The 23,216-nt window shown below is 61.4% G+C and carries 24 protein-coding genes; 16 read left to right on the forward strand and 8 right to left on the reverse strand.

From position 1 onward, the window contains the following. Positions 1 to 277 precede the first annotated feature (277 nt). Together THIDRDRAFT_RS09945 and THIDRDRAFT_RS09950 are read left to right on the forward strand one after the other, a co-directional pair. Entirely contained in the window at positions 278 to 727 is a 450-nt protein-coding gene (locus THIDRDRAFT_RS09945; RefSeq protein WP_007040709.1) for a CZB domain-containing protein, read from the forward strand. Positions 728 to 826: 99 nt separating this feature from the next. Next, positions 827 to 2,023: an alkaline phosphatase family protein gene (locus THIDRDRAFT_RS09950; RefSeq protein ID WP_007040710.1), complete on the forward strand. Its 1,197-nt coding sequence runs from the start codon at positions 827 to 829 to the stop codon at positions 2,021 to 2,023. Between the two features lie 23 nt (positions 2,024 to 2,046). On the opposite strand, the gene THIDRDRAFT_RS09955 is transcribed toward THIDRDRAFT_RS09950, so the two are convergent. The 4 genes from THIDRDRAFT_RS09955 to sufB form a co-directional block, all read right to left on the reverse strand. After that, the gene (locus THIDRDRAFT_RS09955; RefSeq protein WP_007040711.1) at positions 2,047 to 2,460 is read right to left on the reverse strand and encodes an SUF system Fe-S cluster assembly protein; all 414 of its coding nucleotides are present in this window, start codon (positions 2,458 to 2,460) and stop codon (positions 2,047 to 2,049) included. An 86-nt stretch (positions 2,461 to 2,546) separates the two neighbouring features. Continuing rightward, positions 2,547 to 3,875 carry a Fe-S cluster assembly protein SufD gene (sufD, locus tag THIDRDRAFT_RS09960; RefSeq protein WP_007040712.1) on the reverse strand — a complete coding sequence of 443 codons (1,329 nt, stop codon included), beginning with the start codon at positions 3,873 to 3,875 and terminating at the stop codon, positions 2,547 to 2,549. Next, entirely contained in the window at positions 3,872 to 4,627 is a 756-nt protein-coding gene (sufC, locus tag THIDRDRAFT_RS09965; protein WP_007040713.1) for a Fe-S cluster assembly ATPase SufC, read from the reverse strand. Before sufC ends, sufD begins: the two co-directional genes overlap by 4 nt. A gap of 20 nt (positions 4,628 to 4,647) precedes the next feature. After that, complete coding sequence (gene sufB / locus THIDRDRAFT_RS09970; protein WP_007040714.1) at positions 4,648 to 6,093, reverse strand: Fe-S cluster assembly protein SufB; 1,446 nt, start codon at positions 6,091 to 6,093, stop codon at positions 4,648 to 4,650. A gap of 384 nt (positions 6,094 to 6,477) precedes the next feature. On the opposite strand from sufB, the gene THIDRDRAFT_RS09975 reads away from it, so the two are divergent. From THIDRDRAFT_RS09975 to THIDRDRAFT_RS09995, 5 genes are all read left to right on the forward strand, one after another. Further along, positions 6,478 to 6,921, forward strand: coding sequence for a hypothetical protein (locus tag THIDRDRAFT_RS09975; RefSeq protein WP_007040715.1), 444 nt, complete (start codon positions 6,478 to 6,480; stop codon positions 6,919 to 6,921). A gap of 17 nt (positions 6,922 to 6,938) precedes the next feature. After that, on the forward strand, positions 6,939 to 7,265 hold the full coding sequence (locus THIDRDRAFT_RS09980; protein WP_040844534.1) for a DMT family transporter: 327 nt from the start codon (positions 6,939 to 6,941) through the stop codon (positions 7,263 to 7,265). Between the two features lie 180 nt (positions 7,266 to 7,445). After that, positions 7,446 to 8,675 (forward strand): ABC transporter substrate-binding protein, encoded by a 1,230-nt coding sequence (locus THIDRDRAFT_RS09985; protein ID WP_139058696.1) that lies wholly within the window; start codon positions 7,446 to 7,448, stop codon positions 8,673 to 8,675. Then, complete coding sequence (locus THIDRDRAFT_RS09990; protein WP_007040718.1) at positions 8,672 to 11,236, forward strand: ATP-binding protein; 2,565 nt, start codon at positions 8,672 to 8,674, stop codon at positions 11,234 to 11,236. The genes THIDRDRAFT_RS09985 and THIDRDRAFT_RS09990 overlap by 4 nt, the downstream gene beginning before the upstream one ends. After that, the gene (locus tag THIDRDRAFT_RS09995; protein ID WP_007040719.1) at positions 11,181 to 12,107 is read left to right on the forward strand and encodes a diguanylate cyclase; all 927 of its coding nucleotides are present in this window, start codon (positions 11,181 to 11,183) and stop codon (positions 12,105 to 12,107) included. Before THIDRDRAFT_RS09990 ends, THIDRDRAFT_RS09995 begins: the two co-directional genes overlap by 56 nt. Before the next feature lie 122 nt (positions 12,108 to 12,229). On the opposite strand, the gene THIDRDRAFT_RS10000 is transcribed toward THIDRDRAFT_RS09995, so the two are convergent. Together THIDRDRAFT_RS10000 and THIDRDRAFT_RS10005 are read right to left on the reverse strand one after the other, a co-directional pair. Continuing rightward, complete coding sequence (locus tag THIDRDRAFT_RS10000; RefSeq protein WP_007040720.1) at positions 12,230 to 12,838, reverse strand: hypothetical protein; 609 nt, start codon at positions 12,836 to 12,838, stop codon at positions 12,230 to 12,232. Between the two features lie 20 nt (positions 12,839 to 12,858). Further along, a complete protein-coding gene (locus THIDRDRAFT_RS10005) occupies positions 12,859 to 14,160 on the reverse strand; it encodes a hypothetical protein (protein WP_040844512.1) in 1,302 nt (433 codons plus the stop codon). Positions 14,161 to 14,396: 236 nt separating this feature from the next. Between THIDRDRAFT_RS10005 and THIDRDRAFT_RS10010 the strand changes: the two genes are divergently transcribed. The 4 genes from THIDRDRAFT_RS10010 (at position 14,397) to THIDRDRAFT_RS10025 (ending at position 16,535) form a co-directional block, all read left to right on the forward strand. Continuing rightward, positions 14,397 to 15,386, forward strand: coding sequence for a serine/threonine protein kinase (locus THIDRDRAFT_RS10010; RefSeq protein WP_007040722.1), 990 nt, complete (start codon positions 14,397 to 14,399; stop codon positions 15,384 to 15,386). Between the two features lie 18 nt (positions 15,387 to 15,404). Continuing rightward, complete coding sequence (locus tag THIDRDRAFT_RS10015) at positions 15,405 to 15,797, forward strand: YchJ family protein (protein ID WP_007040723.1); 393 nt, start codon at positions 15,405 to 15,407, stop codon at positions 15,795 to 15,797. A 179-nt stretch (positions 15,798 to 15,976) separates the two neighbouring features. Further along, positions 15,977 to 16,285, forward strand: coding sequence for a DUF4342 domain-containing protein (locus tag THIDRDRAFT_RS10020; RefSeq protein ID WP_007040724.1), 309 nt, complete (start codon positions 15,977 to 15,979; stop codon positions 16,283 to 16,285). Positions 16,286 to 16,340: 55 nt separating this feature from the next. Then, the gene (locus tag THIDRDRAFT_RS10025; RefSeq protein ID WP_007040725.1) at positions 16,341 to 16,535 is read left to right on the forward strand and encodes a hypothetical protein; all 195 of its coding nucleotides are present in this window, start codon (positions 16,341 to 16,343) and stop codon (positions 16,533 to 16,535) included. Between the two features lie 104 nt (positions 16,536 to 16,639). On the opposite strand, the gene lptF is transcribed toward THIDRDRAFT_RS10025, so the two are convergent. Next, entirely contained in the window at positions 16,640 to 17,761 is a 1,122-nt protein-coding gene (gene lptF / locus THIDRDRAFT_RS10030) for an LPS export ABC transporter permease LptF (protein ID WP_007040726.1), read from the reverse strand. A gap of 183 nt (positions 17,762 to 17,944) precedes the next feature. On the opposite strand from lptF, the gene THIDRDRAFT_RS10035 reads away from it, so the two are divergent. Next, complete coding sequence (locus THIDRDRAFT_RS10035) at positions 17,945 to 18,184, forward strand: TraR/DksA C4-type zinc finger protein (RefSeq protein ID WP_007040727.1); 240 nt, start codon at positions 17,945 to 17,947, stop codon at positions 18,182 to 18,184. A gap of 61 nt (positions 18,185 to 18,245) precedes the next feature. Here THIDRDRAFT_RS10035 and pepN read toward each other — a convergent pair whose 3' ends face one another. Then, positions 18,246 to 20,891 (reverse strand): aminopeptidase N, encoded by a 2,646-nt coding sequence (gene pepN, locus THIDRDRAFT_RS10040; RefSeq protein WP_007040728.1) that lies wholly within the window; start codon positions 20,889 to 20,891, stop codon positions 18,246 to 18,248. Between the two features lie 161 nt (positions 20,892 to 21,052). Here pepN and grxC point away from each other — a divergent pair, with 161 nt between their 5' ends. The 4 genes from grxC to THIDRDRAFT_RS10060 all read left to right on the forward strand — a co-directional run bounded on the left by grxC (position 21,053) and on the right by THIDRDRAFT_RS10060 (position 23,174). Further along, positions 21,053 to 21,307 carry a glutaredoxin 3 gene (grxC, locus tag THIDRDRAFT_RS10045; protein ID WP_007040729.1) on the forward strand — a complete coding sequence of 85 codons (255 nt, stop codon included), beginning with the start codon at positions 21,053 to 21,055 and terminating at the stop codon, positions 21,305 to 21,307. Further along, positions 21,304 to 21,714, forward strand: coding sequence for an RNA-binding S4 domain-containing protein (locus tag THIDRDRAFT_RS10050; protein WP_007040730.1), 411 nt, complete (start codon positions 21,304 to 21,306; stop codon positions 21,712 to 21,714). Before grxC ends, THIDRDRAFT_RS10050 begins: the two co-directional genes overlap by 4 nt. Before the next feature lie 99 nt (positions 21,715 to 21,813). Next, a complete protein-coding gene (locus THIDRDRAFT_RS10055) occupies positions 21,814 to 22,308 on the forward strand; it encodes a hypothetical protein (protein ID WP_007040731.1) in 495 nt (164 codons plus the stop codon). Continuing rightward, entirely contained in the window at positions 22,305 to 23,174 is an 870-nt protein-coding gene (locus THIDRDRAFT_RS10060) for an SDR family NAD(P)-dependent oxidoreductase (protein WP_007040732.1), read from the forward strand. Before THIDRDRAFT_RS10055 ends, THIDRDRAFT_RS10060 begins: the two co-directional genes overlap by 4 nt. Positions 23,175 to 23,216: the final 42 nt, after the last annotated feature.

Raw genomic sequence — 23,216 nt, forward strand, 5'->3', positions numbered from 1 at the left:
AAATGCTCCGAAATCTCAAATGGAGCAAGACAGATCCGATATCAACGTAACCCCCGAGCCAGATCGATCATTCCGCGCATGACCGCGATTGAGCCACCATAGCGCGCGAACCCCACGAAAAGCAGCTCGAAAGACAGACGTCACACAGATTCGATCAATTCGTTACACACCGAAAACGCGGAATAGTTCGCAACCTGCGTGGGCCAATACTGCGATCATCTCAGGTGGAATGCCCGAACGGGGATTAAGAAGATAAAAAACTCAAGAGGATGAGTGGATGACGAAGAAAGAAATACTGACGCAGCTACGCGCGGCCAAGACGGCACATATCCAGTGGCGCTCCTATGCACAGGCGCTGATCTCGGGGCTACCGGTCGACCAGGATCATGTCCCCGTTGTACACACCACCTGCAAGTTCGGGAAATGGTATTACGGGCCAGGCCAGGTACTCAGCAGCCTGAGCGCCTACGAGGCGATCGATGTCCCGCATGAGACGTTGCATCAGCTCTACATGAAGATCTTCAATACCCTCTTCAGCGAAGACGACCGCTCGATGCTCCAGCGGCTCTTCGGCTCCAAGGGCCAACTGGACAAGAAGCGCCGACAGGAAGCCGACATCATGATGCAGAACCTGCTCGCCGTGTCGCGCACCCTGCTGGAAGCGATCGCGCTCTTAGAACAGGAGGTCATGCAGTTGTCGGACGAAGAGCTCGCGGAACTCTACTGAGCCTCACCCATTGTTCTCACGCACCCAGGTGCGTGAGAATGGCCCCGAAACGTCCCGCCCTCATCGATCAGGGCGCGCATCAAACGGGGGACGAGGCGCATGCTGAAACCAGATCTGTTCAAGCCAGACTATCGGGGTGGCGGCATCGTCAACCTCATGAGCAGCATCCTCCAGTCGCGCGGCGGGCATTCCGACTACGCACCACTGGACCTGCTTCCAGTCGAGGAACTGACCCAGCCGACCAATCTCGTCCTGCTGGTCATCGATGGACTCGGCGCCGATTGGTTGGCTCGACGCTCACCGAGCGGAATCCTCAACCAGGGGCTGCGCGGTGCCATCACCTCGGTGTTTCCGCCGACCACGGCCGCCGCCATCACGACCTTCCTCACTGGAGAGGCCCCGCTTCAGCACGGCCTGACCGGCTGGTTCACCTATCTGCGCGAACTGGGCAGCGTCATGACCGTTCTGCCTGGGACGCCCCGATATGGCGGCGTTTCCTATCGTCAGGCCGGAATCGATCCGATCCAACTGTTCGGCCACACCTCGGTCTTCGACCGCATCCAGGCGCGCGGTATCTGCGTCTCGCCCAATTTCATCGCCCGCTCCGACTTCAATCTTTCGCATGCAGGATCGGCCGAGATCCTCCCCTACCAGGATCTCCGGGACATGTTCCACCAGGCAGCACGGGCCCTCCGGTCCAAATCCCGCTGGGGCAAGCGCACGCAACCGGACTCGACCTATTGCTACCTGTATTGGCCGAAGCTGGATAGCCTCGGTCACGAGCGCGGGATGGAGAGCACAGAGACGGCGGATCACCTCGGCCAGATCGAGCAGGCGGTCGAGACATTCCTAAATGCCATCAAGGGGACGGACACCCTGGTGATGGTGACGGCAGATCACGGTCAGATCGACACCACACCAGCCGATATCCTGGACCTAGCCGATCATCTCGAGCTGGAGGATCACTTGCTGCTACCGCTCTGCGGTGAGCCCAGAGCCGCCTTCTGCTATCTGCGCGAGGGTCACGGCGCAGGCTTCACGGCCTATTGCCAGGAGCAGCTGGGAGATCGGGTCGACCTCGTGCCCAGTCGAGCGCTGGTGGAGAGTGAGCTGTTCGGGTTGGGACGCGAGCACCCGAGATTCGCGGACCGGATCGGCGACTATTGTCTACTGCCACGCGGCCAGGGCGTGATCCATCAACGCCTACCGAGCGAGCGGCCACACACGCAGATCGGCGTCCACGGCGGGCTTTCCAGGGCGGAGCTCATGGTTCCACTCTGCGTCTTCCGCACCTGATACCGGTCCACGCACTCATATCCTCACATGAGACCAAGCTGCAATCGCGCCTCGTCGCTCATGTTGTTCTGATTCCAGGGCGGATCCCAGACGAGCTCCACCTGAACCTCGCCCACGCCCTCGACCCGGGCGACGGCATCCCTGACCATCAAGGGCATCATGCCAGCCACCGGACAGGCTGGGGCGGTCAGGGTCATGTCGACCTTGACGTCGCCGTCGCCAGCGATATCGATGCGGTAGATCAACCCGAGATCGTAGATATTGATCGGGATCTCGGGGTCGTGGACCATCCGCAACGCCGCGATGATGGGCTCCCGCAGCGCCTCGGCATCCACCTGCGCGACAGCGACATCCCGATCCACATCCAGGTGCTCTGTCTCGTCAGGCTCCTCATCATTATGCCGCCCGAAACCGGCGAAACGGGCCAATCTGTTCATGTTCAACCTCTCGACAACGCTAATGGCGTAAACCTAGCGCAAGATTCAACGGATCCGCGCAACCGGATATTCTCGATGCGCATGGATCAATCCATCGGGGCAGATTCGAGCCGCTGGCCAACCTGCTCCGACACATGGTCGCGCAAGGCATCCGAACTCAACCGCTGGACGACCTCGTCGGCGAAACCAAGACACAGCATGCGTCTCGCCAAGGATGCGCCGATACCGCGCGAACGCAGATAGAAGAGCATCTCGGGCTCGATCTGCCCAACCGTCGTCCCGTGGCTGCACTTGACGTCGTCGGCGCTGATTTCGAGCTGCGGCTTGGTATCCACTTCGGACTGCTCGGAGAGCAATAGGTTGCGATTGGACATGGCCGCATCCGTCTTCTGCGCCTGTGGCGCGACGAAGACACGTCCATCGAAAACCGCCCGACCGCGACCGTAAAGAATCCCCTTGAAGGTCTCGCGGCTGCTGCAGTTGGGCAAGGAGTGCAGGACATCCAGGTGATAGTCCATCAGCTGGCGATCGCCCGCGAGATAGAGCCCCTGGAGGTCGCATTCGGCATGCTCGCCCTGAAAACGGCAATTCAGATCGGTCCGCGACCAACTGGCGCCCAGCCCGATGTTGACCCCCTGATAGTGGCTGTTGGCGGACTGGGTCAGATAGAGCCCGGTGATATGAAAGGCATTCGGACTCTCCATCTGGATGCGGTCGTGCTTGAGCAGCGCATCGCGTCCCAACGCCAGTTCGAGGACCGAATTGGTGCAGTAGATCGAATCGCCGAGGCTGACATAACGCTCGACCAGCGTCGCCTGAGCCCCATCCTCCAACACCACCAGATGACGCGGCTGCGCCACGCGAGGCTCGTCGAGTCCAACCGACAGATGGATCAGCTCGATCGGACGTTCCAAGACCACGCCACGCGCGACGAAGAGGACAAGCCCGTCATCCATCCCCGCCGTATTGAGGGCCGCGAACAATGGCTGAGAATCGGGCGGCGCCACGGCATTCAAATGTGTGCGCAGGAGATCGGGCTCATTGGCGATCAGGTCGCGCAGTCCAGCAACGCGCACCCCGGACGGCAGATCTTCGTGCGCCGACAGCTCGGGCAGATAGCGACCGTTGACCAACAGGATGCGATAGGCATCCAACCCCGGAATCAAGACCTCCTCCAGGTCGTCCGACTGCAAGGCGGTCATGTTCTCGCCGGCTCGGGCGAAGTCCTGTTCCATCAGCCCCTTGAGACTGGTATAGCGCCAGGATTCGGTCTTGGAGTTGGGAACGTCGAGCCCAGCCAGCCGCTCGCGAGCGAGCGAGCACTGGGCCTCAAGCCAATCCGGACGCCCCTCAACCGGAGGATCGCTCGGCTCGGCCAACCAACCCGCGAAGCCAGTGAACGCCTCGTCGCTCATGCCGCTTGCCCCTCCGAGTCGATCCAGCCATAGCCCTTTTCTTCGAGTTCGAGCGCCAGCTCCTTGCCACCGGAGCGGATGATCCGCCCCTTGGCCAGGACGTGGACATAATCGGGCTGGATGTAGTCGAGCAGACGCTGATAGTGCGTGACGACGATCATGGACCGCTCGGGGCTGCGCAATGCATTGACGCCATCGGCGACCACGCGCAACGCGTCGATGTCGAGACCCGAATCGGTCTCGTCGAGGATGGCCAGCCTGGGCTCCAACAGGGCCATCTGGAAGATCTCGTTGCGCTTCTTCTCGCCACCCGAGAAACCGGCGTTGACCGCACGTTTCAGCAAGGCGTCGTCCAGATCCAGGATCTTGAGCTTTTCCTTGATCAGACGCAGGAAGGACACCGCGTCCAGCTCGGGCTCGCCGCGCGCCTTGCGGAGGCTGTTGAGCGCCGCCTTGAGGAAATAGGTGTTGTTGACGCCAGGCAGTTCGACCGGATACTGGAAGGCGAGAAAGAGACCGATCTGCGCGCGTTCCTCCGGCGCCAGCGCCAGAAGATCCTGGCCCAGGAAGGTCGCCGAACCGGCGGTCACCTCGTAGCCCTCGCGACCGGACAGCACGTGAGACAGGGTGCTCTTGCCGGCACCGTTAGGCCCCATGATGGCATGCACCTCGCCAGGGGCGATCTCCAGGTCCAGCCCCTTCAGGATTTCTTTATCACCCACGTTGGCCTTGAGGCCTTTGACAGACAGCATCGTCCACTCCAAATGTTCGTTTAACCGACCGCGCCTTCGAGACTGATGCTCAAAAGCTTCTGGGCCTCGACCGCAAACTCCATCGGCAGTTCGTTGAAGACCTCCTTACAGAAGCCATTCACGATCATGGAGACGGCGTCTTCCTCGGTGAGGCCGCGTGAGCGGCAATAGAAAAGCTGATCCTCGCTGATCTTGGAGGTGGTCGCCTCGTGCTCCATCTTGGCCGAGGGATGCTTGACCTCGATGTAGGGCACCGTGTTGGCGCTGCAGCGGTCCCCGATCAGCAGCGAATCGCATTGTGTATGGTTGCGCGCGTTCTCGGCGCGCTGGCTGATGCGCACCAGACCCCGGTAGGTCTGCTGACCTTCGCCGGCCGAGATCCCCTTGGACACGATGGTCGAACTGGTGTTCTTGCCGATGTGGATCATCTTGGTCCCGGTGTCGGCCTGCTGGCGCCCCTTGGTCACGGCGACCGAATAGAACTCGCCGACCGAATCGTCGCCGCGCAGCAGACAGCTCGGATACTTCCAGGTGATGGCCGAGCCGGTCTCGACCTGGGTCCAGGAGATCTTGGAGCGTGCGCCACGGCAGTCGCCACGCTTGGTGACGAAGTTGTAGATGCCGCCCTTACCCTGCGCATCGCCGGGATACCAGTTCTGAACCGTGGAATATTTGATCTCGGCATCGTCCATCGCGATCAGTTCGACCACCGCAGCATGGAGCTGGTTCTCGTCGCGCTGCGGTGCGGTGCACCCTTCGAGATAACTGACGTAGCTGCCGGCCTCGGCCACGATCAGGGTGCGTTCGAACTGACCGGTATTGCGGGCGTTGATACGAAAATAGGTGCTCAGCTCCATGGGGCAACGCACACCCTTGGGGATATAGACGAAGGTCCCGTCGCTGAAGACGGCGGCGTTGAGACAGGCGTAATAGTTGTCCGTATGGGGCACCACCGAGCCCAGATAGGGCTTTACCAGATCCGGGTATTCGTGGACCGCCTCGGAGATGGAGCAAAAGATGACACCCGCCTCGGACAGGGTCTTGCGGAAGGTGGTCGCGATCGACACGCTGTCGAACACGGCGTCGACGGCAATGCCGGCGAGCGCCTTCTGCTCCTCGATCGGAATGCCGAGCTTCTCGTAGGTTTCGAGCAGGAGCGGATCGACCTCGTCGAGGCTCTGAGGCCCGTCCTCGGGACGCTTCGGCGCCGAGAAATAGGAGATCGACTGAAAATCGATCTTCGGATAATTCACCATCGCCCACTCGGGCTCACGCATGGTAAGCCAGTGACGATACGCCTTCAGACGCCACTCGGTCATGAACTCGGGCTCGCCTTTGCGTAACGAAATGGCGCGCACGACATCCTCGTTCAAACCGGGCGGCAAGGTATCTGACTCGATCTCGGTCGAGAACCCGTGTTCGTATTCCGACTTGACGATGTCATCGACGGCTCGGGCTGAGGTCATCGCTCCTGGCTCCATATCTTGACTGTATTGCTAGGTTTTTAATATACGCCCATGAGGATTCGATTCAACTCCCCGCGCTCGTACCTTTCCCCTCGAAAAGCGGGTCTAGCCCACATGGGGATTTCGCCCCGAACGGAAAAGATCGATTGCCGACGCATTGAGATCACCGCCCGATTATATTCCGACTTCGAACGACTGCTCAAAAAGTGACGCGCCCATCGCGCCGGAATCAAGCTCGAAAGGCCCGAACGGATCGACGGACCGGACCCCATCTCGGCGCCACGACCAGGAGGAGATCTCCGGTCGAAATCGCAACCTGGCCCATCCCCGAGCCTCGGCCAGACCTGTGGTAGAGTGCCGGCTATTTCTCTAGGAGATTCCCCAATGCCATCGTCGACCCATCCGAACCGCACCCAACCAATGTACGCCAAAGTGCTCGGGTTCTCCGCAGCATTGGCCCTGATCGCGATCACCGGCTGTCAGAGCCAACCCTCCACGCCCACCGTCAAGGACGCCGCTTCCGACTGCATCGAGCGTTGCGAACTGGCGCAAAACCAATGTGAGGCGCGTCAAAACCTACGCGAGCAGGAATGCGAAACGCACGTCCTGAGCCCAGCAGTGACGTCCGATGCTTGCCAAGGCACCTCATACGGCCGCTGCCTAGAACCCGTAACCTGCCTGGGAGCGGACATGGGCATCTGCGAAACCCAATACAACGAGTGCGCTCGAACCTGCGAGTTCGCACCCAAGCCGGAGAGCCAGGAATCCGTCGAGCCTGCGACCACCGACACGACCGCGAAAGCGGATGACGAGACCAGCAAGGAGTGAGCCCCTCGGCCAACTCACTGGCCTGGATCTATCTTGCGATCGCTGGTGCCTGCGAATGGGGTTGGCCCGTCGGCCTGAAATATGGACTCTCGCCGACCGGCCTCAGATGGAGCTGGATACTCTTCGCCATTCTCTGCATGACGGCGAGTGGGGCCTTCCTACTGCTCGCCCAAAAAACCATTCCCATGGGAACCGCCTATGCCGTCTGGACCGGCATCGGCGCCGTGGGGGCCTTTAGTCTCGGCATCCTGCTTTTTGCAGAACCAGCGACGCTCGCCCGCTTTTTCTTCGTCGGACTCATCATCGCCGGCATCGCCGGACTCAAGCTCACATCCTCGCACTGACCGAATTCGCTTCATTTTGGCAAGCGCTGGCGATTTTACGTCTAGATTTACCTGCTAAAGCGCGCGCTTCTCGCGCGGCTATACCGGTCATCGAGGAACGACCCGATGCGGCAACCCCCGGCAGGCGATTCCACAAAGACGCGCCCGATCTCGTCTCGACGCAGAGCCGTCTGCCAGGCGATGGCGGGATTGGCGCTCGAACCGATCCAAGCCATTGGCGCCCCCTTCATTCACACCAAAGGGCGGGTCAAGCTGCGTGTGCTCGGAACGCACGTCACGCTACGCGAGGCGATCAGACGTCAGGCGGAACAGGATCTCGGCATCGACCTGGTCTTCATGCCTGGGGGCAATGCCGAAATTCTGTATCAGGCATCGTCCGATCCGGACTGTTTCGATGTCTACGAGCAATGGTCGAACAGTATCAAGATCCTCTGGCGAGCCCAGAGCATCCAGGCGATCGAGACGCGACGCATCGCCCTCTGGGATGCGGCCAGCGATCTCGCCAAGACCGGCAGACTGACGCCCAATGCCCCGATTGGGCGCGGCGACGCACCCTGCAAGCTGATCAACGTCCAACCGAACGGAACACTCGGCCTGGATCCAACAGGGCGCATCAGCTTTCTTCCCTATGTGCATAACGTCGATGCCTTCGGCTACGACACGCGCATCGTACCAACCGGCATTCCCTACGAAACCGAAAGTTGGAGCTGGATGCTGAATCCTCGGTGGCGCGGGCGCGTCGCCCTTGTCAACGATCCGACGATCGGTCTGTTCGATATGGCGCTTGCCGCACAGGCAAGCGGTCTCATCGAGTTCGAAGACATCGGCGAACTCACCAAGGGCGAAATCGATCGGCTGTTCGAGATCCTGATTGCCTTGAAGCTCGCGGGCCATTTCAGCGGCTTCTGGAGCGAGGTCCCCGAGTCGATCGAGATGATGCGCAGCGGACGCGCCGCCATCGCCAGCATGTTCTCCCCCGCCATCACGGACCTCAAGGAATCCGGGATTCCAGCCGTCTATGCCGCACCCCGCGAGGGCTATAGGGCCTGGCACGGCGTCATGTGCCTATCATCGCGCTGCCAGGGACGCGCACTCGACGCCGCCTACGATTACATGAACTGGTGGCTATCCGGCTGGCCCGGGGCCTTCGTCGCGCGCATGGGCTATTACATCTCGGTTCCCGAGCCGGCCCGCGCGCAACTCACCCAAAACGAATGGGACTACTGGTACGACGGCAAGCCGGCGGCAACCGATCTTCCTGGCCCGAACGGAGAGATCGCCGTGCGCGCCGGCAGCCTGCGCAACGGCGGCTCCTATTGGCAGCGCTTCAGCAACGTCGCGGTTTGGAACACGGTGATGAACACCTACGAATACAGCCTGCCGCGCTGGTATGAGCTGCTGCTCGCATGACGGACGAAACTCGCCACCCTTTCGCTGGCCCGCTCGCCAATCTGTCCATCGGACCCCGGATAGGGCTCGGCTTCGGTTTGGTCGTAATCGCATTGATCGCCGTCACGCTCATCGACCACATGCGATTAGAGCACTCGAACGAACAATTCCGACGCTCCGAATGGCTGACCTCCCAAACCGACAAGATTCTCGATATCGAGCTGCGCATGACGGATCTACAACGACGGGTCCTCGCCTTCACCTACTCGGGCTATTCGGGGATCGTGATCCGGGTACGGAGCCTGGTGATCGAACTGCGCCAACGGATGGAAGAGGTCAACAACACCCTAGACAATCCAAAGCAGCGTCAGCTCCTGACGCGCATGCTTGAGCTCTTCGAACTCTATGCGCACAATTTCGAGCGTGCGGTCGAGGAGCGCAAACGGCATGATCGCTGGACCGACGAAGGACTCACTCCGCTGAACGCGCGGGCCGTCACCCTGATCCAAAGACTCCGAGAGACACCGACACGCGGAGATCCGGCGATCGGCACCGTGCTATCGGTCGGGCTGGAGGAACTGCTGCTCGCCCACCAGGATGCACTCGCCTTCCAGAAAAGCCCCGACTCGTTGTTGATGCAATCGGCGCTCGCCCACCTGAACGCCTTCGAGGCCCACCTGAAGCAGATTGCGCAGATCCTCCGGGATTCGGGGCAAACCCAATCGATCGAGGAACTGAGCAGTCTCGGGGAGCAATATCGCACCGCCTTCTTCGGCATGGTGCGATCGACGCGCGCCTACCTCTTCCTCATCTATGTCGTCATGGCCGGAGAGGCCGCCGAGCTCGACCGACTGGCCGACACCCTAAAGGACCTGACGCTGGCCCAAAAGTCGGAGCTGCGTCGCAAGACGGACCAGGATATCCGCACGGCCCGCAACATCACCCTCGGTCTCTCCGGATTGACCATTCTGCTGACCGCCGTGCTCTCCTGGCGTATTGCCCGAGGAATCACGCGGCCACTGATCCTCATGAGCGATACCCTCACCCGACTCTCCGAGGGGCAGATGGATGCCGAGATTCCCTATGGCGATCGTACCGATGAGATCGGCGCCATGGCCAAGGCCGCCAACATCTTTCGCGAGGAGGTCGGCAAGAAACAGCGCGCCGAGGCCGCCAACCGCGCGAAAAGCCTCTTCCTCGCCCATATGTCCCACGAGCTGCGAACGCCCCTGAACGCCATCCTGGGCTTCTCGGAACTCATCGCCCACATGCCGAGTACCCCGAACGAGCAACTCGATTATCTGCGCACCATCAATCGCAGCGGCAGCCATCTACTCGACATGATCAACGACATACTGGATATGTCCAAGATCGAAGCGGGACAGTTCGAAACCCAGGTCACCCGAGTCGACCTCTGGCAATTGCTGGACGACGTGACCTCCATGTTCGCCCTGAAGGCCGATCAGAAAGGACTCGACTTTCGGCTCGAGCGCGCAGCCGAAGTCCCAAGGGTGATTCAAACCGATGCCGCAAAGCTGCGACAGATCCTGATCAATCTTCTGGGAAACGCAATCAAGTTCACCGATCACGGCCAAGTTCGGGCAACAATCGCTGTCGAGCACTCGGAATCGGGTCCTCCGACGCTGCTCTGCGAGATCGAGGACAGCGGCAGCGGCATCCCTCCCGATCGGCTCGCGTCCATTTTCGAACCCTTCGTGCAGATCGATACCAGCGAGCGAGAGGGAACCGGACTCGGACTCGCCATCAGCAACCGATTCGCCACCCTGCTTGGCGGGAGCATCAAGGTCGAAAGCGCCGTCGGTAAAGGCTCCCGCTTCTCTTTACAGCTACCGCTCGACATCGCCAAGCAGGCCCCCCTCTCGACCCAGGCCGAATTTCTTCCCATGGCGCAGCCCGAACCGAATCAGCCCGCGTACCGCATCCTCAATGTCGAGGACAACGCCAACAACCGATTGCTTTTGGAGACACTGCTGAAGACCACGGGTCTCGATCTGCGAACGGCCACCAATGGCGCCGAGGGTGTCGAGGCATTCAGGCAATGGCATCCCGATCTGGTGCTGATGGATATCCGCATGCCGGTCATGGATGGGCTGGAGGCAACCCGCCGCATCCGCGCACTGCCTGGAGGAAAAACATGCAGGATCGTTGCGATCACCGCGAGTTCCCTAAGCGCCGAGCGAGAACAGATCCTGTCCGCCGACTTCGACGGCTTTATGAGCAAGCCCTACCGCAACCGCGACGTCCAATCGCTACTTGAACAGCACCTGGACTTGAAGTTCAAGAAGCAGGACAACAACTCGGAAAAATGCAACGCACAATCAGGATCGCCCCTAACCCTGCCGAAGGACCTACACTCACTGTTGACTGAGCCACTGATTCTCGGTGATGCGAAACGTATCGAGGCTGCTCTCGGCAACATCGAACCGAACTACCCGGCCGTTGCCGCCATGCTCCGAGAATGGGCCGCCGACTACCAATATCAAAGGATTCTGAGCTGGCTCGACGATGACAACGATTCTGGAAGAACCCACAACGGCGGCCACCATCCTGATCGTGGATGACGCACCGGAAAACCTCAACCTGCTCGGCCGCATCCTCGAAGGTGCCGATTATCGGGTTCGCCGCCAGCCGACCGGTCGAATGGGCCTTACCTCCGCCGTCACCTCCCCACCCGATCTCATCCTGCTCGACATCCGGCTGCCAGACATTGACGGCTTCGAAATCTGCGATCGACTCAAGCAGAATCCTGACACCAAGGATATCCCGATCATTTTCATCAGCGCACTGAATGACGCAGGAGACAAGGTCCGAGCCTTCTCGTCCGGTGCGGTGGACTATGTCACCAAACCCTTTCAGGCCGCTGAGGTCCTGGCGCGGGTCGCTATCCACCTGCGCCACAACGCCTTTCGACAGCAGCTCGAAATGAAAAACCGCGAGCTCGAACGGCTCGCCACCACCGATCCCCTCACCGGAATCCTGAATCGCCGCAGCTTCACCAGCTACGCGGAGCACTACCGTGCACGCGCCGACCGCTACCATCAGTCCGGCTTCGGCGTGATCCTGCTGGACATTGATAAATTCAAACGGATCAACGATGCATTCGGCCACGACATCGGCGACCGCGTTCTGGTCGAGGTGACCGAGCGCATCCGGCACGGGCTTCGCGAGGTCGACCTCTTCGCCCGCTGGGGCGGGGAAGAATTCATCATTCTATCGCCCGAGACGCCCCAAGAAGGCGCCATCCATTTGGCCGACCGTTTGCGTCGATCGATCGCGGGGGAGGAGATCGCACCAGCCGGCCAGGTCACCGCAAGTTTCGGGGTGGCCATCAGTCACGGAGGAGAGGATTTGGATGGTCTGATCCGCCGCGCGGACTTTGCCTTACTCGACGCCAAGGAGGCCGGACGCAATCAGGTTCAGAGCAGGGAATAGCGCAAGATGCCCAGTACATTAGGCGATCGGCTGGATCGCCACCCGAATGCTGAAAGCTTCGTAGACCGAGCGTCTGCTTCACGCAAGACGCGACCGAGGCAGGCACCAACCACCAAGACCGATCATGCCGGGTCTTCGGTATCCTTCGATTTGCGCTGAGGCAAGACGGTTCTGGCCGGCTCAGCATCGAGCGTCTTGAATACGCGATCTTCCGCAGCAAGCCGTTTGGAGTTGATGACCTTTTCCTGACGCGTCCGCACCGCATAGCCGAGCGCGGCGCCACCCGCCGCCGTTAGGGTCACCAGGCCAAGCGTCATGAATTGGGCCATCATCATGGCTACCCCAACACCAACGGCACCGCCCACCACGACCCCGGTCTTGAGACTCATGCCCACCGAGCTGCGCTTGCGCGCCTTCGAGGCCGCCCGCTCACTGGTCAGGCTCGCCTTCGCCCGCTGCTGCTCGGCCTTGACCCGGATCTTTTCGCGCTCCTTGGAGAAGCGCTCGCTCGCGCGTGATACGGCTCGGTTACGATCGGCGTAGACGATGGTATTGAACCAAAGCGCCACCACGAATCCGATCGCCGCCGCGATCAGGGTGAACAATGGCCACGTCGTCTTCCAGTCCGTATTGAGGGCGGTATAGACGAGGAGCACAGTCAGGCCCTGCAACAAAAAGATCCCGCTGAGAAAACGAATCAGACTGCCGATACCAAATGGAATGATGTTCATGACTAGGTTGGACCGCCTCCTCAGGCCTTGTGTCGCTCGATCGAATGGAAGAGGGTGCAGGCAACGCGTCCGGCCCGAAGCGGATCCGGCGCACCAGCGAAATGACCCAGCATGATAATCCAACGCTCCCCTGGCGTCGGCTTGTCGTCATCCTTGGCGTCCGTCTTGATCGGCAGACGCAACAGACGCTCCCGAATCAAGGCCAGACTCTTGGCGCTACCACTGAACTCAATCGGAATGGGACGATCATAGGCATCCACGACGGCGTAGAGATACTCGGGCCCGACTCCCGAGAGATCGGCGACCAACCTCGGGGCACGGGGAGACGAGGGAAGCAAACCGGGCTCCAGCGTGGCGACCAGGAAGGGCCCGCTCTCCGTATCGAGACGCGCGGCCAAGGTCTTCTGGCCATCGCGGCGCAATTCACGGCGCAGTTGGCCACGCATAAAATCGGACAGCTCGGGGGAAATCAGATCGACCAGATCTGGACCGTCGCTCCTTGGATCGACGGGAACCAGGAAGGCATGGGACTCGGCACTCGGGACGTCGAGTTCTTCCGGAGTCGTCGCCACATAGGTCTCGATCACCCGAAAGAGTTCGCGATAACGGGCGGCGTCCACGCCAGTCAACTGCGAAAACCCCTTACCGACAAGTACGAAGGTATAGATGCCGTACCCCGGCACAGCCTCTTCGAACAGCCGATTGAGCGCGACAGAGGCGTCCAATCTCCGCCCTTCACCGGTCGAGGGAAAATAGAACATCCCGTAGGCCGGTAGCCCACCCCCATCCAGACCCGCTTCCGCCTCGACCAGATTCACCTGACGCTCGCGACCGGCGGCCAATGCGCGCTCGACCTGGCGCCTGGCCGGCATCCCCAAGACGGAAACGGCGCGCTGAGCAATCGCATCCCGACTGTCCGCTCCGCCTTGAGCGGCCATCTCCTCCAGGATCTCGGCGTCCTTTCCACAGTCCCCGAGCAAAAGTGCCTCGGTCGCCGCAGCTGGATCAACCCCGGAGAAGTAGAGATCGGCCACGAGCGAACGCAAGAAATTCCGCTCCCCACCCCGTTTGACGCAAACCTCAACGACCTCCTTGCGCAAGGCGACGGGATCCAGGCTGTAAACGAATGAGTCGGGAAGCGACATTCCCGCGACCGAACGACCGACCTTCAAGCGCGCCTCGGAACCATCCGGCGTTTGGCGCCAATTGGGTTCGGGCGGCGCCTGCACCGAACCGTCGGCACGATCACCCCGGTCTGCATTCGCAGCCGTTTGTAGGCTGCTACAGCCGAACAGCCATGGCAACAGACAGATGAGAGACAACCACAGCCGCCCCGAGCGGGCGACGGCCGAGCATGATCGAAATGCAGCGTGAGGCACGAAACGCACAGTCATCGGCAGAGGACACATCAAGATCAACACATGTCGGTGACAAAGCTTCATGATAGCGGATTGCGGACGGGGAAGACGTCTGAAAGCTCGCCCACTCGGCGCGATCGAGCCATCCATTAACAACGTGTCATGATACATGCCGGAGTCGGCTCAGCTAGAATCGCCCCATGACCACACCCAATCCGACCCCTTACGCCGACCTCACACCAGACCGCGTCCTCGACGCAGTCGAGAGCCTCGGCCTCATAACCGACGGACGCCAGTTGGCCCTGAACAGTTACGAAAACCGGGTCTATCAGGTCGGCATCGAGGACGGCGGCCCGCTCATCGCCAAATTCTACCGCCCGGACCGCTGGACCGACGCTGCCATTCTCGAAGAGCATTCATTCACCGCAACCCTGGCCGAGCACGAGATCCCCGCCGTTGCGCCATCCGTCATCGACGGCCGAACGCTGCACCACTTCGAAGGGCACCGCTTCTCGCTGACCGAGCGTCGAGGCGGCCGCCACCCTGAGCTGGAAGATTCCAAGGTCCTGGAATGGATCGGGCGCCTCATCGGCCGCATCCATGCCGTTGGAGCCGTCAGTCCATTCGCCCATCGACCGACCCTCGACATCGCGCGCTTCGGCACCGAGCCGCGCGATTTCCTGCTCGACCACGACTGGATTCCGGCCGACCTGCTACCAGCTTACAGCAGCGTGGTCGATCAGGCATTGGAAGGTGTCGCCCACTGCTATGAGCGTGCCGGATCGCCCGCGCTCATCCGTCTACATGGAGACTGTCACCTCGGAAATCTGCTCTGGACCGATGCCGGCCCCCATTTCGTCGACTTCGACGACGCCCGCATGGGGCCAGCCGTTCAGGATCTCTGGATGCTCCTCTCCGGAGATCGCCAGGAGATGAGCCGCCAACTCGCCGACGTCCTGGCCGGATACGAGGACTTCTGCGAGTTCGACCACCGTGAGCTGCACCTGATCGAGGCACTGCGAACGCTGCGACTCATCCACCACTCAGCCTGGCTGGCCCGCCGCTGGCAAGATCCGGCGTTCCCCGCCGCCTTCACCTGGTTCGGCACCCAGCACTACTGGCAGGACCAGGTTCTACAGCTCCGGGAACAGATCGCGGCCATGCAGGAAGGACCACTCTGGTCCGCCTGATCTACAGGAGAGACGCCGATGCCAACCAACTGCCCCTGCGACTCGGGACGCCCTTACGCCGCGTGCTGCCGACCCTATATCGCTGGCGAAGCGCAGGCACCCACCGCCGAGGCCCTGATGCGCTCACGCTACAGCGCCTTTACGCGTAACGCGATCGACTATCTGCGTCATAGTTGGCATCCGGACACCTGCCCAAGCGATTTGACGCCGGATCCATCCGCGACATGGATCGGACTCAAGATCCTCGCGACCGAGGCCGACGGCCCGGACGACGAGACGGCCACGGTCGAGTTCGTCGCCCGCTACAAGATCGGCGGTCGCGCCTACCGCCTGCATGAGCGCAGCCGTTTCGTCCGATATCAGGGACGCTGGGTCTATCTCGACGGCACATTCAATCCGCCATCCCACTAATCGCCAAGCACACACCAGACCGGACGGACCGCACCAGGAGACCGCTCAGGGTTTCCACCGACCCCACCCGCACCACATCGACGCCGAAACAGCCCGGTGACGGGATGCGACGAAAGCGGTTAAAGTTATGGGCTTGGTCGAGTTCGCTTTATCCGGTCGCCACGCGAGAGGTAACGAGAATGCGAGATGACTACGGACGTCCTTTGCACGAGGAAATTACGGTGACGGGTTCCGCCCTTCTGGACAAGGTCAAGGAGCTAGTTCAACAGGGAAACGTTCGCCGCCTCATCATCCACCGCCCGAGCGGTAAGGTGCTGGTCGACATCCCGCTGACCGCAGGCGTGGGGATCGCGGGGGTGCTGACCCTCTTGACGCCCATGCTCGCCGCGATCGGCGCCATGGCCGCCCTGTTCGCCCAGTTCAGGGTACAGATCGAGCGCGACTCAGGAACTGTTTACGAGCACCGCGACGACACCAAGCGCCGCTAGGGTCGTTGACACAGCCCTCCCCCATCAACCACCGATTTCGCAACGAGAATCCAAGATGCAGCAAATCAAGAAAACCGCCGAATACACCCTGTTTCAAAAGAAGTCCGGCCGTTACGCGGTCAAGGACAAGAACAAGCAATGGATCAGCGGTGAGGCGAAGCAGCAGATCCTGGTCGACGAGAAGCTGATCACCCTGCCCGAACCCAAGGCCGCGCCAGAGCCGGAAACCGAGGCGAGCGAGGCCGAATAAACCGCCTCGATTCCCGTTTTACCCCGATTGGATGGGGCGTGCTCCGATCCGACCCGCGCACAATGCAAGCGTCGGTCGCGCCGCCTCCATCATCCCCTCTCCTATCAGACCGGCTTTTCTCCCACACGCGCGGTCGATAGCCGGTGCTTCACCCGCTTGATCCAGAAGGTCTCTGGCAAGAGCCACAAATAGACGAGCGCCAGGATCAGGAACTGATACCAGAGGCTGCCAAGCCAAAGTGGCGTCGTCCCCGACTCCAGCCAACTCTCGGCCATACGCTGTAGATTGAAGAAGCAGAAGTACGCCAGGAAGGCCATCATGAGCCGTCCCGAGGTGCGCTGGCGCGGCGAGATATCCACCAGAGGAATGGCCATGACGACCAGCGTGAAGATGGCCAGCGGTGCGGCGATGCGATGCTCCAACTCAACCCGATCCCCCAGCTCGGACGAGCCGATCAACTCCCGAGTGGGCGTGGTCGAACGCTTCGAAATCGGCCGACGCCGCGTATCCGTGCCCGGAACCCGAACGAGATAGTCATCGAAATCGGCGACGAGGAACGCACCCGAACCGAGATTTCCGTCGAAGCGATGACCATGGGTCAAGGAGACCAGATGGTCTCCAGTCGCATCGTCGATGCGATGCTGACCTCCATCGCTGACGACCAACCGCGAGCGATCGCCCCGGCGATCCAGAATGAAAACGTCGCTGAGAGATTTACGCCGGTCGATTTCGCCGATGTAGAGCACGACCTGCCCCTCTTCCTCGACATAGAAGCGTCCGGCTTGCAGCCCGGCAATCTGAGCCGCCTGCTCCTTCTGCTGAAGCCGTATCTGATGGATACCGTTGGAGGCCCAGGGATGCAAAACCAGCGAAAACCACGCGGTCAGCACGGCGACCGGAAGCGCAAGAATCAAGAGCGTCCGGTAGAGGCGTGGCGGACCGGAACCACCGGCATTCATCGCAATCAACTCGCTATCGCGCGACAGCCGATTGAGCGCAATCAGAACGGCGAGAAAAAAGGCGGGAGGCAAAAGGCTGGGAATATCGCGGACAAGTTCAAAACGTAGATAGCTGAAGACCGCATCCACGCCCAACCCTCCGACATTCACCTGCTCCAGGATGCGCAGGAACAACATGCTGGCGACGATGAGCACCAGCACCGAGATGATGGAAAGAAAGACCTTCGTCACCTCGCGAAGGACATATCGATCAAGGATTCCGAGCATGTTCCGCACCACCTGCCGTCAATAGCCAATTGTGTCACGTGTAAGAGGCGACTGACCATTGCCATGGGTAAGGTGCGAACAGCGGCCGACCACCGTCATGCCATCGCCATCAAACGCTCATCCCAAGATCATCGAGCAGGCACATACTTAGGATTCGAACCTACAAGCAAAGGTCCGAACAGCATGGAAAAATTCGCCGATGTGCTCGATATGGCCCAAGCCCACACGGAGCGCGAGATCGAACTGAGAGTCAACGCCATCCAACGTCACGCCAACAGCGGATTCGGCCGAGAATCCTGCATCCTGTGCGGAGAACCGATCCCCGAAAGCCGCCGCCGGCACGTCCCCAACGCCCAACGCTGCGCGTCCTGCCAAGAGGCACTCGAACGCGATCAGACACCAATCAGACGATCCGCCGCCTGACGCGCCGCGCTCCGATCGATCGAACGAGTCAGCGAAGCCAGACTTCGCTGCCTCCCCGAATCTATGCGGCCTCCAGCGCCTTGGACGCCACCTCGTAAACATCCTTCGAGAGTTCCTCGGTGTCCAGGATGCGATGCAGTTCGGCACACATGAGCGACTGACGCACCCGATCGAACCGCCGCCAGCGGATCATGGATTTAAGCAGACGCGACGCGATCTGCGGATTGAGCGGATCCAGCTCCAGGACGCGATCGGCCAAAAAGCGGTAGCCGCCGCCGTCCGGGGCATGGAATCGCACCTGATTGGCGTTGCAGAAGACACCGACCAGACTGCGTACCCGATTGGGATTGCGCAACGAAAAGTCCGGGTGCTCCATGAGATGCAGGACCTGGTTCAGCGCATCCTCGCGCGAACAACTGGCCTGAACGGCAAACCACTTGTCGATGACCAGAGACTCCCTGGACCAGCGCCGATAGAAGCTCTCCAGTGCCGCATTGCCCTCCGCACCGCCGTGATTGGCCAGCAGACGCAACGCCGCCATGACATCGGTCATGTTGTCGCCATTGGCGAACTGATCCTGGCACAGACCCAAGATCTCGGCATCCGGGGCTTGCATCAGATAGTGCAGCGCCAGGTTGCGGATCGCGCGCCGCCCCACCGCTTGCGGTGTGAAGACATAAGGGGATCCATCGCCGGTGTTGGCACGATAAACGCCGAGCAGATCCGCCCTGAGACACTCGCCGATACGTCGCTCCAACACCGCATGCGCACGGTGAATACCGTCGACATCGACCACATCCATCTGGTCGGCCAGATAGCCCTCGCTCGGCAGGGTCAACACCTCGGCGAGCAGTGCCTGATCGCCAGCGCTATCCAGCAAGGCGCTCCGGAAAGCGTCGCAGAAGCTATCCGGAACGACATGATCGGGATCCCGGACCAGCGTCAGCAGCAGCCGCTGCATTAGGGTCTGGGCCGCATCCCAGCGGTTGAAGCCATCGCTGTCGTGCGCCATCAGGAACAGCAAATCTTCATCGCACTGGTCGAAGCGCAGCTTCACCGGGGCGGGAAAGGCGCGCAGCAGCGAGGGAACCGGCTTGGCCGAGAGACCGACGAACCGGAAGTGCTCCTCCTCCTCACGCAGTTCGAGCACGCGCGTTCCGGCGCGCGGGGCCTCGGATTCGCCCTCCAGACGCAGCGGCAGGTCCTCGCCGTCGACCCCCAGCAGACCGATGGCAAGCGGCACATGCAAGGGTGACTTCTCGGGCTGACCCGGCGTCGGTGGCGTGAACTGACGCACGCTCAGGCTGTAGACGCCCGTCTCTGCGTCGAATGTACCCTCGGCCGTAAGCTCAGGCGTTCCCGCCTGCTCATACCAGCGTCGGAACTGGGTCAGATCGCGACCGCTCGCGTCCTCCATACAGCGCACGAAATCCTCCGTCGTGACGGCCTGACCGTCGTGTCGTTCGAAATAGAGATCAGTCGCCCGACGGAAGGTCTCGGGGCCAAGCAGATTGGCCTGCATCCGCACCACCTCAGCACCCTTCTGGTAGACGGTCGCGGTGTAGAAGTTGTTGATCTCGATATAGGAATCGGGGCGCACCGGATGCGCCATGGGGCCAGCGTCCTCGGAGAACTGGTGTGCCCGCAGCAGACGCACGTCGCTGATGCGCTTGACGCCGCGCGAACCGACATCGGCCGAGAACTCCTGATCGCGATAGACGGTGAAGCCTTCCTTGAGACTGAGCTGGAACCAGTCGCGACAGGTGATACGGTTGCCGGTCCAGTTGTGGAAATACTCGTGGGCGATGACGCTCTCGATGCCATCGAAATCCACATCGGTCGCCGTATCCGAGCGAGCCAGCACGAACTTGTCGTTGAAGACGTTGAGCCCCTTGTTCTCCATCGCCCCCATATTGAAGTGACTGACGGCGACGATCATGAAGATGTCCAGATCGTACTCGCGCCCGAAGCGCTCCTCGTCCCAGCGCATCGCCTTTTTGAGCGAGCGCATGGCGTGGTCGCACTTATCGACATTCTGGGGTTCGACGAAGATCTTGAGCATCACCTCGCGCCCCGAGGCCGTGGTGAACCGATCCTCGATCACACGCAGGTCGCCCGCGATCAGGGCGAACAGATAGCTCGGCTTGGGAAAGGGATCCTCCCAGCGCACCAGATGCCGACCGCCGTCGAGATCCCGCGACTCCATCGGATTGCCGTTGGAGAGCAGCACCGGGAAACGCGCCTTGTCGGCCACCAGCGTGGTCGTAAAGCGCGCCATCACATCGGGACGATCGAGGAAATAGGTGATGCGCCGAAATCCCTCGGCCTCGCACTGGGTGCAGAGCATGTCGCCGGACTGATAGAGCCCCTCGAGCGCCGTGTTGAGACTCGGATGGATACGCACCCGGGTCAGCAGACTGAAGCGGTCCGGAATCCGATGCAGGGTGAGCGAATCCTGATCCACCTCGAACTCCGAGCCGGTCAGCGAATGGCCGTCGATTTCAATCGACTCCAGATCCAGCTGTTCACCGTGCAAGACCAGGGAGCCGTCACCGCGCGTGGCGGCCGGATTACGGCGTAACTGCAAAATGGACTCGACCAAGGTCCGGTCGGGGTCCAGCTCGAAATGCAGATCGACCCGATCGATCAGAAACTCAGGTGGCTGATAGTCCTTGAGACGGACGGCATGCGGCGTATCTCGGTACATGGGAATCCTGCATTCGCAATCGAGTGAGAATTGGGCACCCGGCCCCGATCAGACGTTGGTCTTTCGGTCACGAGCCCCACTTTTCAAGGCAGCTTGACGTCACGACTCCGGCCGGCGAAGCTCGCGCACCGGATCAACGGTAATAGGATCGAAAAGACAGCATGCCTCAGGTGACCATCTATACGACCCAAATCTGCCCCTACTGTACGCGCGCCCGCAGCCTACTGAAACGCAGGGGTGTCGAGTTCGATGAGATCGCGGTCGATCAGGACCCGGCCCAGATGGCCATTATGGTCGAGCGCAGCAATCGGCACACCGTACCCCAGATCTTCATCGGCGACCATCACGTCGGCGGTTACGACGACTTGGCGCTGCTGGATGCATGCGACGAGTTGGACGAGCTTTTGGATCGATGAAGGACGCGGACAGCACCCAAGAATTACGGCTCGACAAATGGCTGTGGGCGGCGCGTTTCTTCAAGACGCGCCAACTCGCGATCGAGGCGATCAACGGCGGCAAGGTCCATCTCGACGGGCAGCGCGTCAAGCCGAGTCGCTCGGTGCGCCCTGGTAGCCAGGTCGAGATTCATAAGGTCGGCCTCTCCTGGACGGTCGAGGTCCTGGCGATCGACAAACAGCGCCGCTCGGCGAGCGAAGCGGCCAAACTCTATGTCGAGGACGAAAAAAGCCGCTTGAAGCGCGAGGAACTGGTCCGCGAACGTCGCGACCTTGCCCTCGGGCAACAGGATTCGGGCGGGCGCCCCTCGAAGCGCGACCGGCGCATGATCCGGCGCTTCACCGGCCGGGGAGAGTCCGACGCCTGAGACCTCGGATAATGCCGATGGGAGGATCGAAGCACGTCCGATCCCAGCCATAGCCCTATCTGATCACGCCAGACCGAGCCCTGATACAGCGAGGATCCGATGGACGACGACGCCTTTCGCGACACCTATCGAGCCCTCGATCAGCGCGTCTGCGCCTTCGAGAAGAGCCTCCTGACACGCCAGGCATCCTGCTCGCTGGCCGAGCGCTTCTGTATCGCGGAGCGCGAAGGCGTTCACTGCAGTTCAGAGACGGCCCAAGACAGCTGTCGCGACCTCTTGGAACGACTGCACCAGGAGGCGCGCTTTCTGACCCGCTCGACCGCACCGGCCGGATCGCGACCGCACCGACTGGTGCTTCGGGTCCAGGTCGGAGGGCTGCGCGGCATCGCGTCGGTTCTGAACGAGGACGTCTCCGAAGACCCCGCACCGAAACCGCCGTTCATCGAGGACGTGAAGGCGACGCTCGATGCCGCGCGCGCTCGATTCGGCGGACTGGATCGCCTCCCCTTCTCCATCATCATGCGTCAGATCGCCGCCTACCGCGACCGGGTGCGCCCAAGATGCTCGTCCTCGCCAGGAGACAGCACCGAATGACGACCGACACAGAAACACGCACGGCCCTGGTCACGGGGGCCAACTCGGGTCTGGGCAAGGCCATCGCACACGCACTGGCCAGCCGAGGTCTGCGCGTGGGGATGGTCGCGCGCGACCGGATCCGAGGCGAGGCGGCACTCGACGAGATCCGGACCCAGACCGGAAACGCCGACCTGCACCTCTTTCTCGCCGACCTGAGCGATCAGGCCCAGATCCGCGACCTGGCCGCCCAGGTGCTGGACCGCTTCGACCACCTCCATGTGCTGGTGAACAACGCCGGCACGGCCTTTCCTGAGCGGCGACTGAGCCCGGACGGCATCGAATGCGCCCTGGCGGTCAATCATCTGGCGCCCTTCCTGCTCACCCAGTTGCTGCTGGAGCGGCTGAAGGACAGCGCACCGGCACGCATCCTCAATGTCGGTACCCGCATCAATACCGCCATGGACTTCTCGGACCTCAACTGGGAACGGCGCCCCTATCGGCTCATGCGCGCCTACGGACAATCCAAACTCGGGAACCTGCATTACACCTTCGAATTGTCGCGTCGACTGAGCGGAACCAGGGTTGCGGTCAACTGCGTCTTCCCGGGCGTGTTCCGTTCCAACCTCGGCGGAACGGACGGCGCTCAGGGCCTCTTCTGGAAACTTGTCGACAGACTCATCGGCTGGGCGCTGCCCTCGCCGGAGGCGGCGGCGCGCCCGCTGATCGAATTGGCGCTCTCGCCCGAATGGGAGGACGTCAGCGGCGACTATCTCGCCAAGGGCCGACGTCTTCGACCGCCCGCTCAAACACTCGATCCGAACGCGAATCGGCAGCTCTGGACACTGAGCGAGCAGCTCACCGGGCTCGCGTCACCATCATCGTGATAGATTCGGCACCGTATCGCACCCGGACAGATGACAGAGGCA

This window comes from Thiorhodococcus drewsii AZ1, assembly GCF_000224065.1.
GTDB classification, from domain to species: Bacteria; Pseudomonadota; Gammaproteobacteria; order Chromatiales; family Chromatiaceae; genus Imhoffiella; species Imhoffiella drewsii.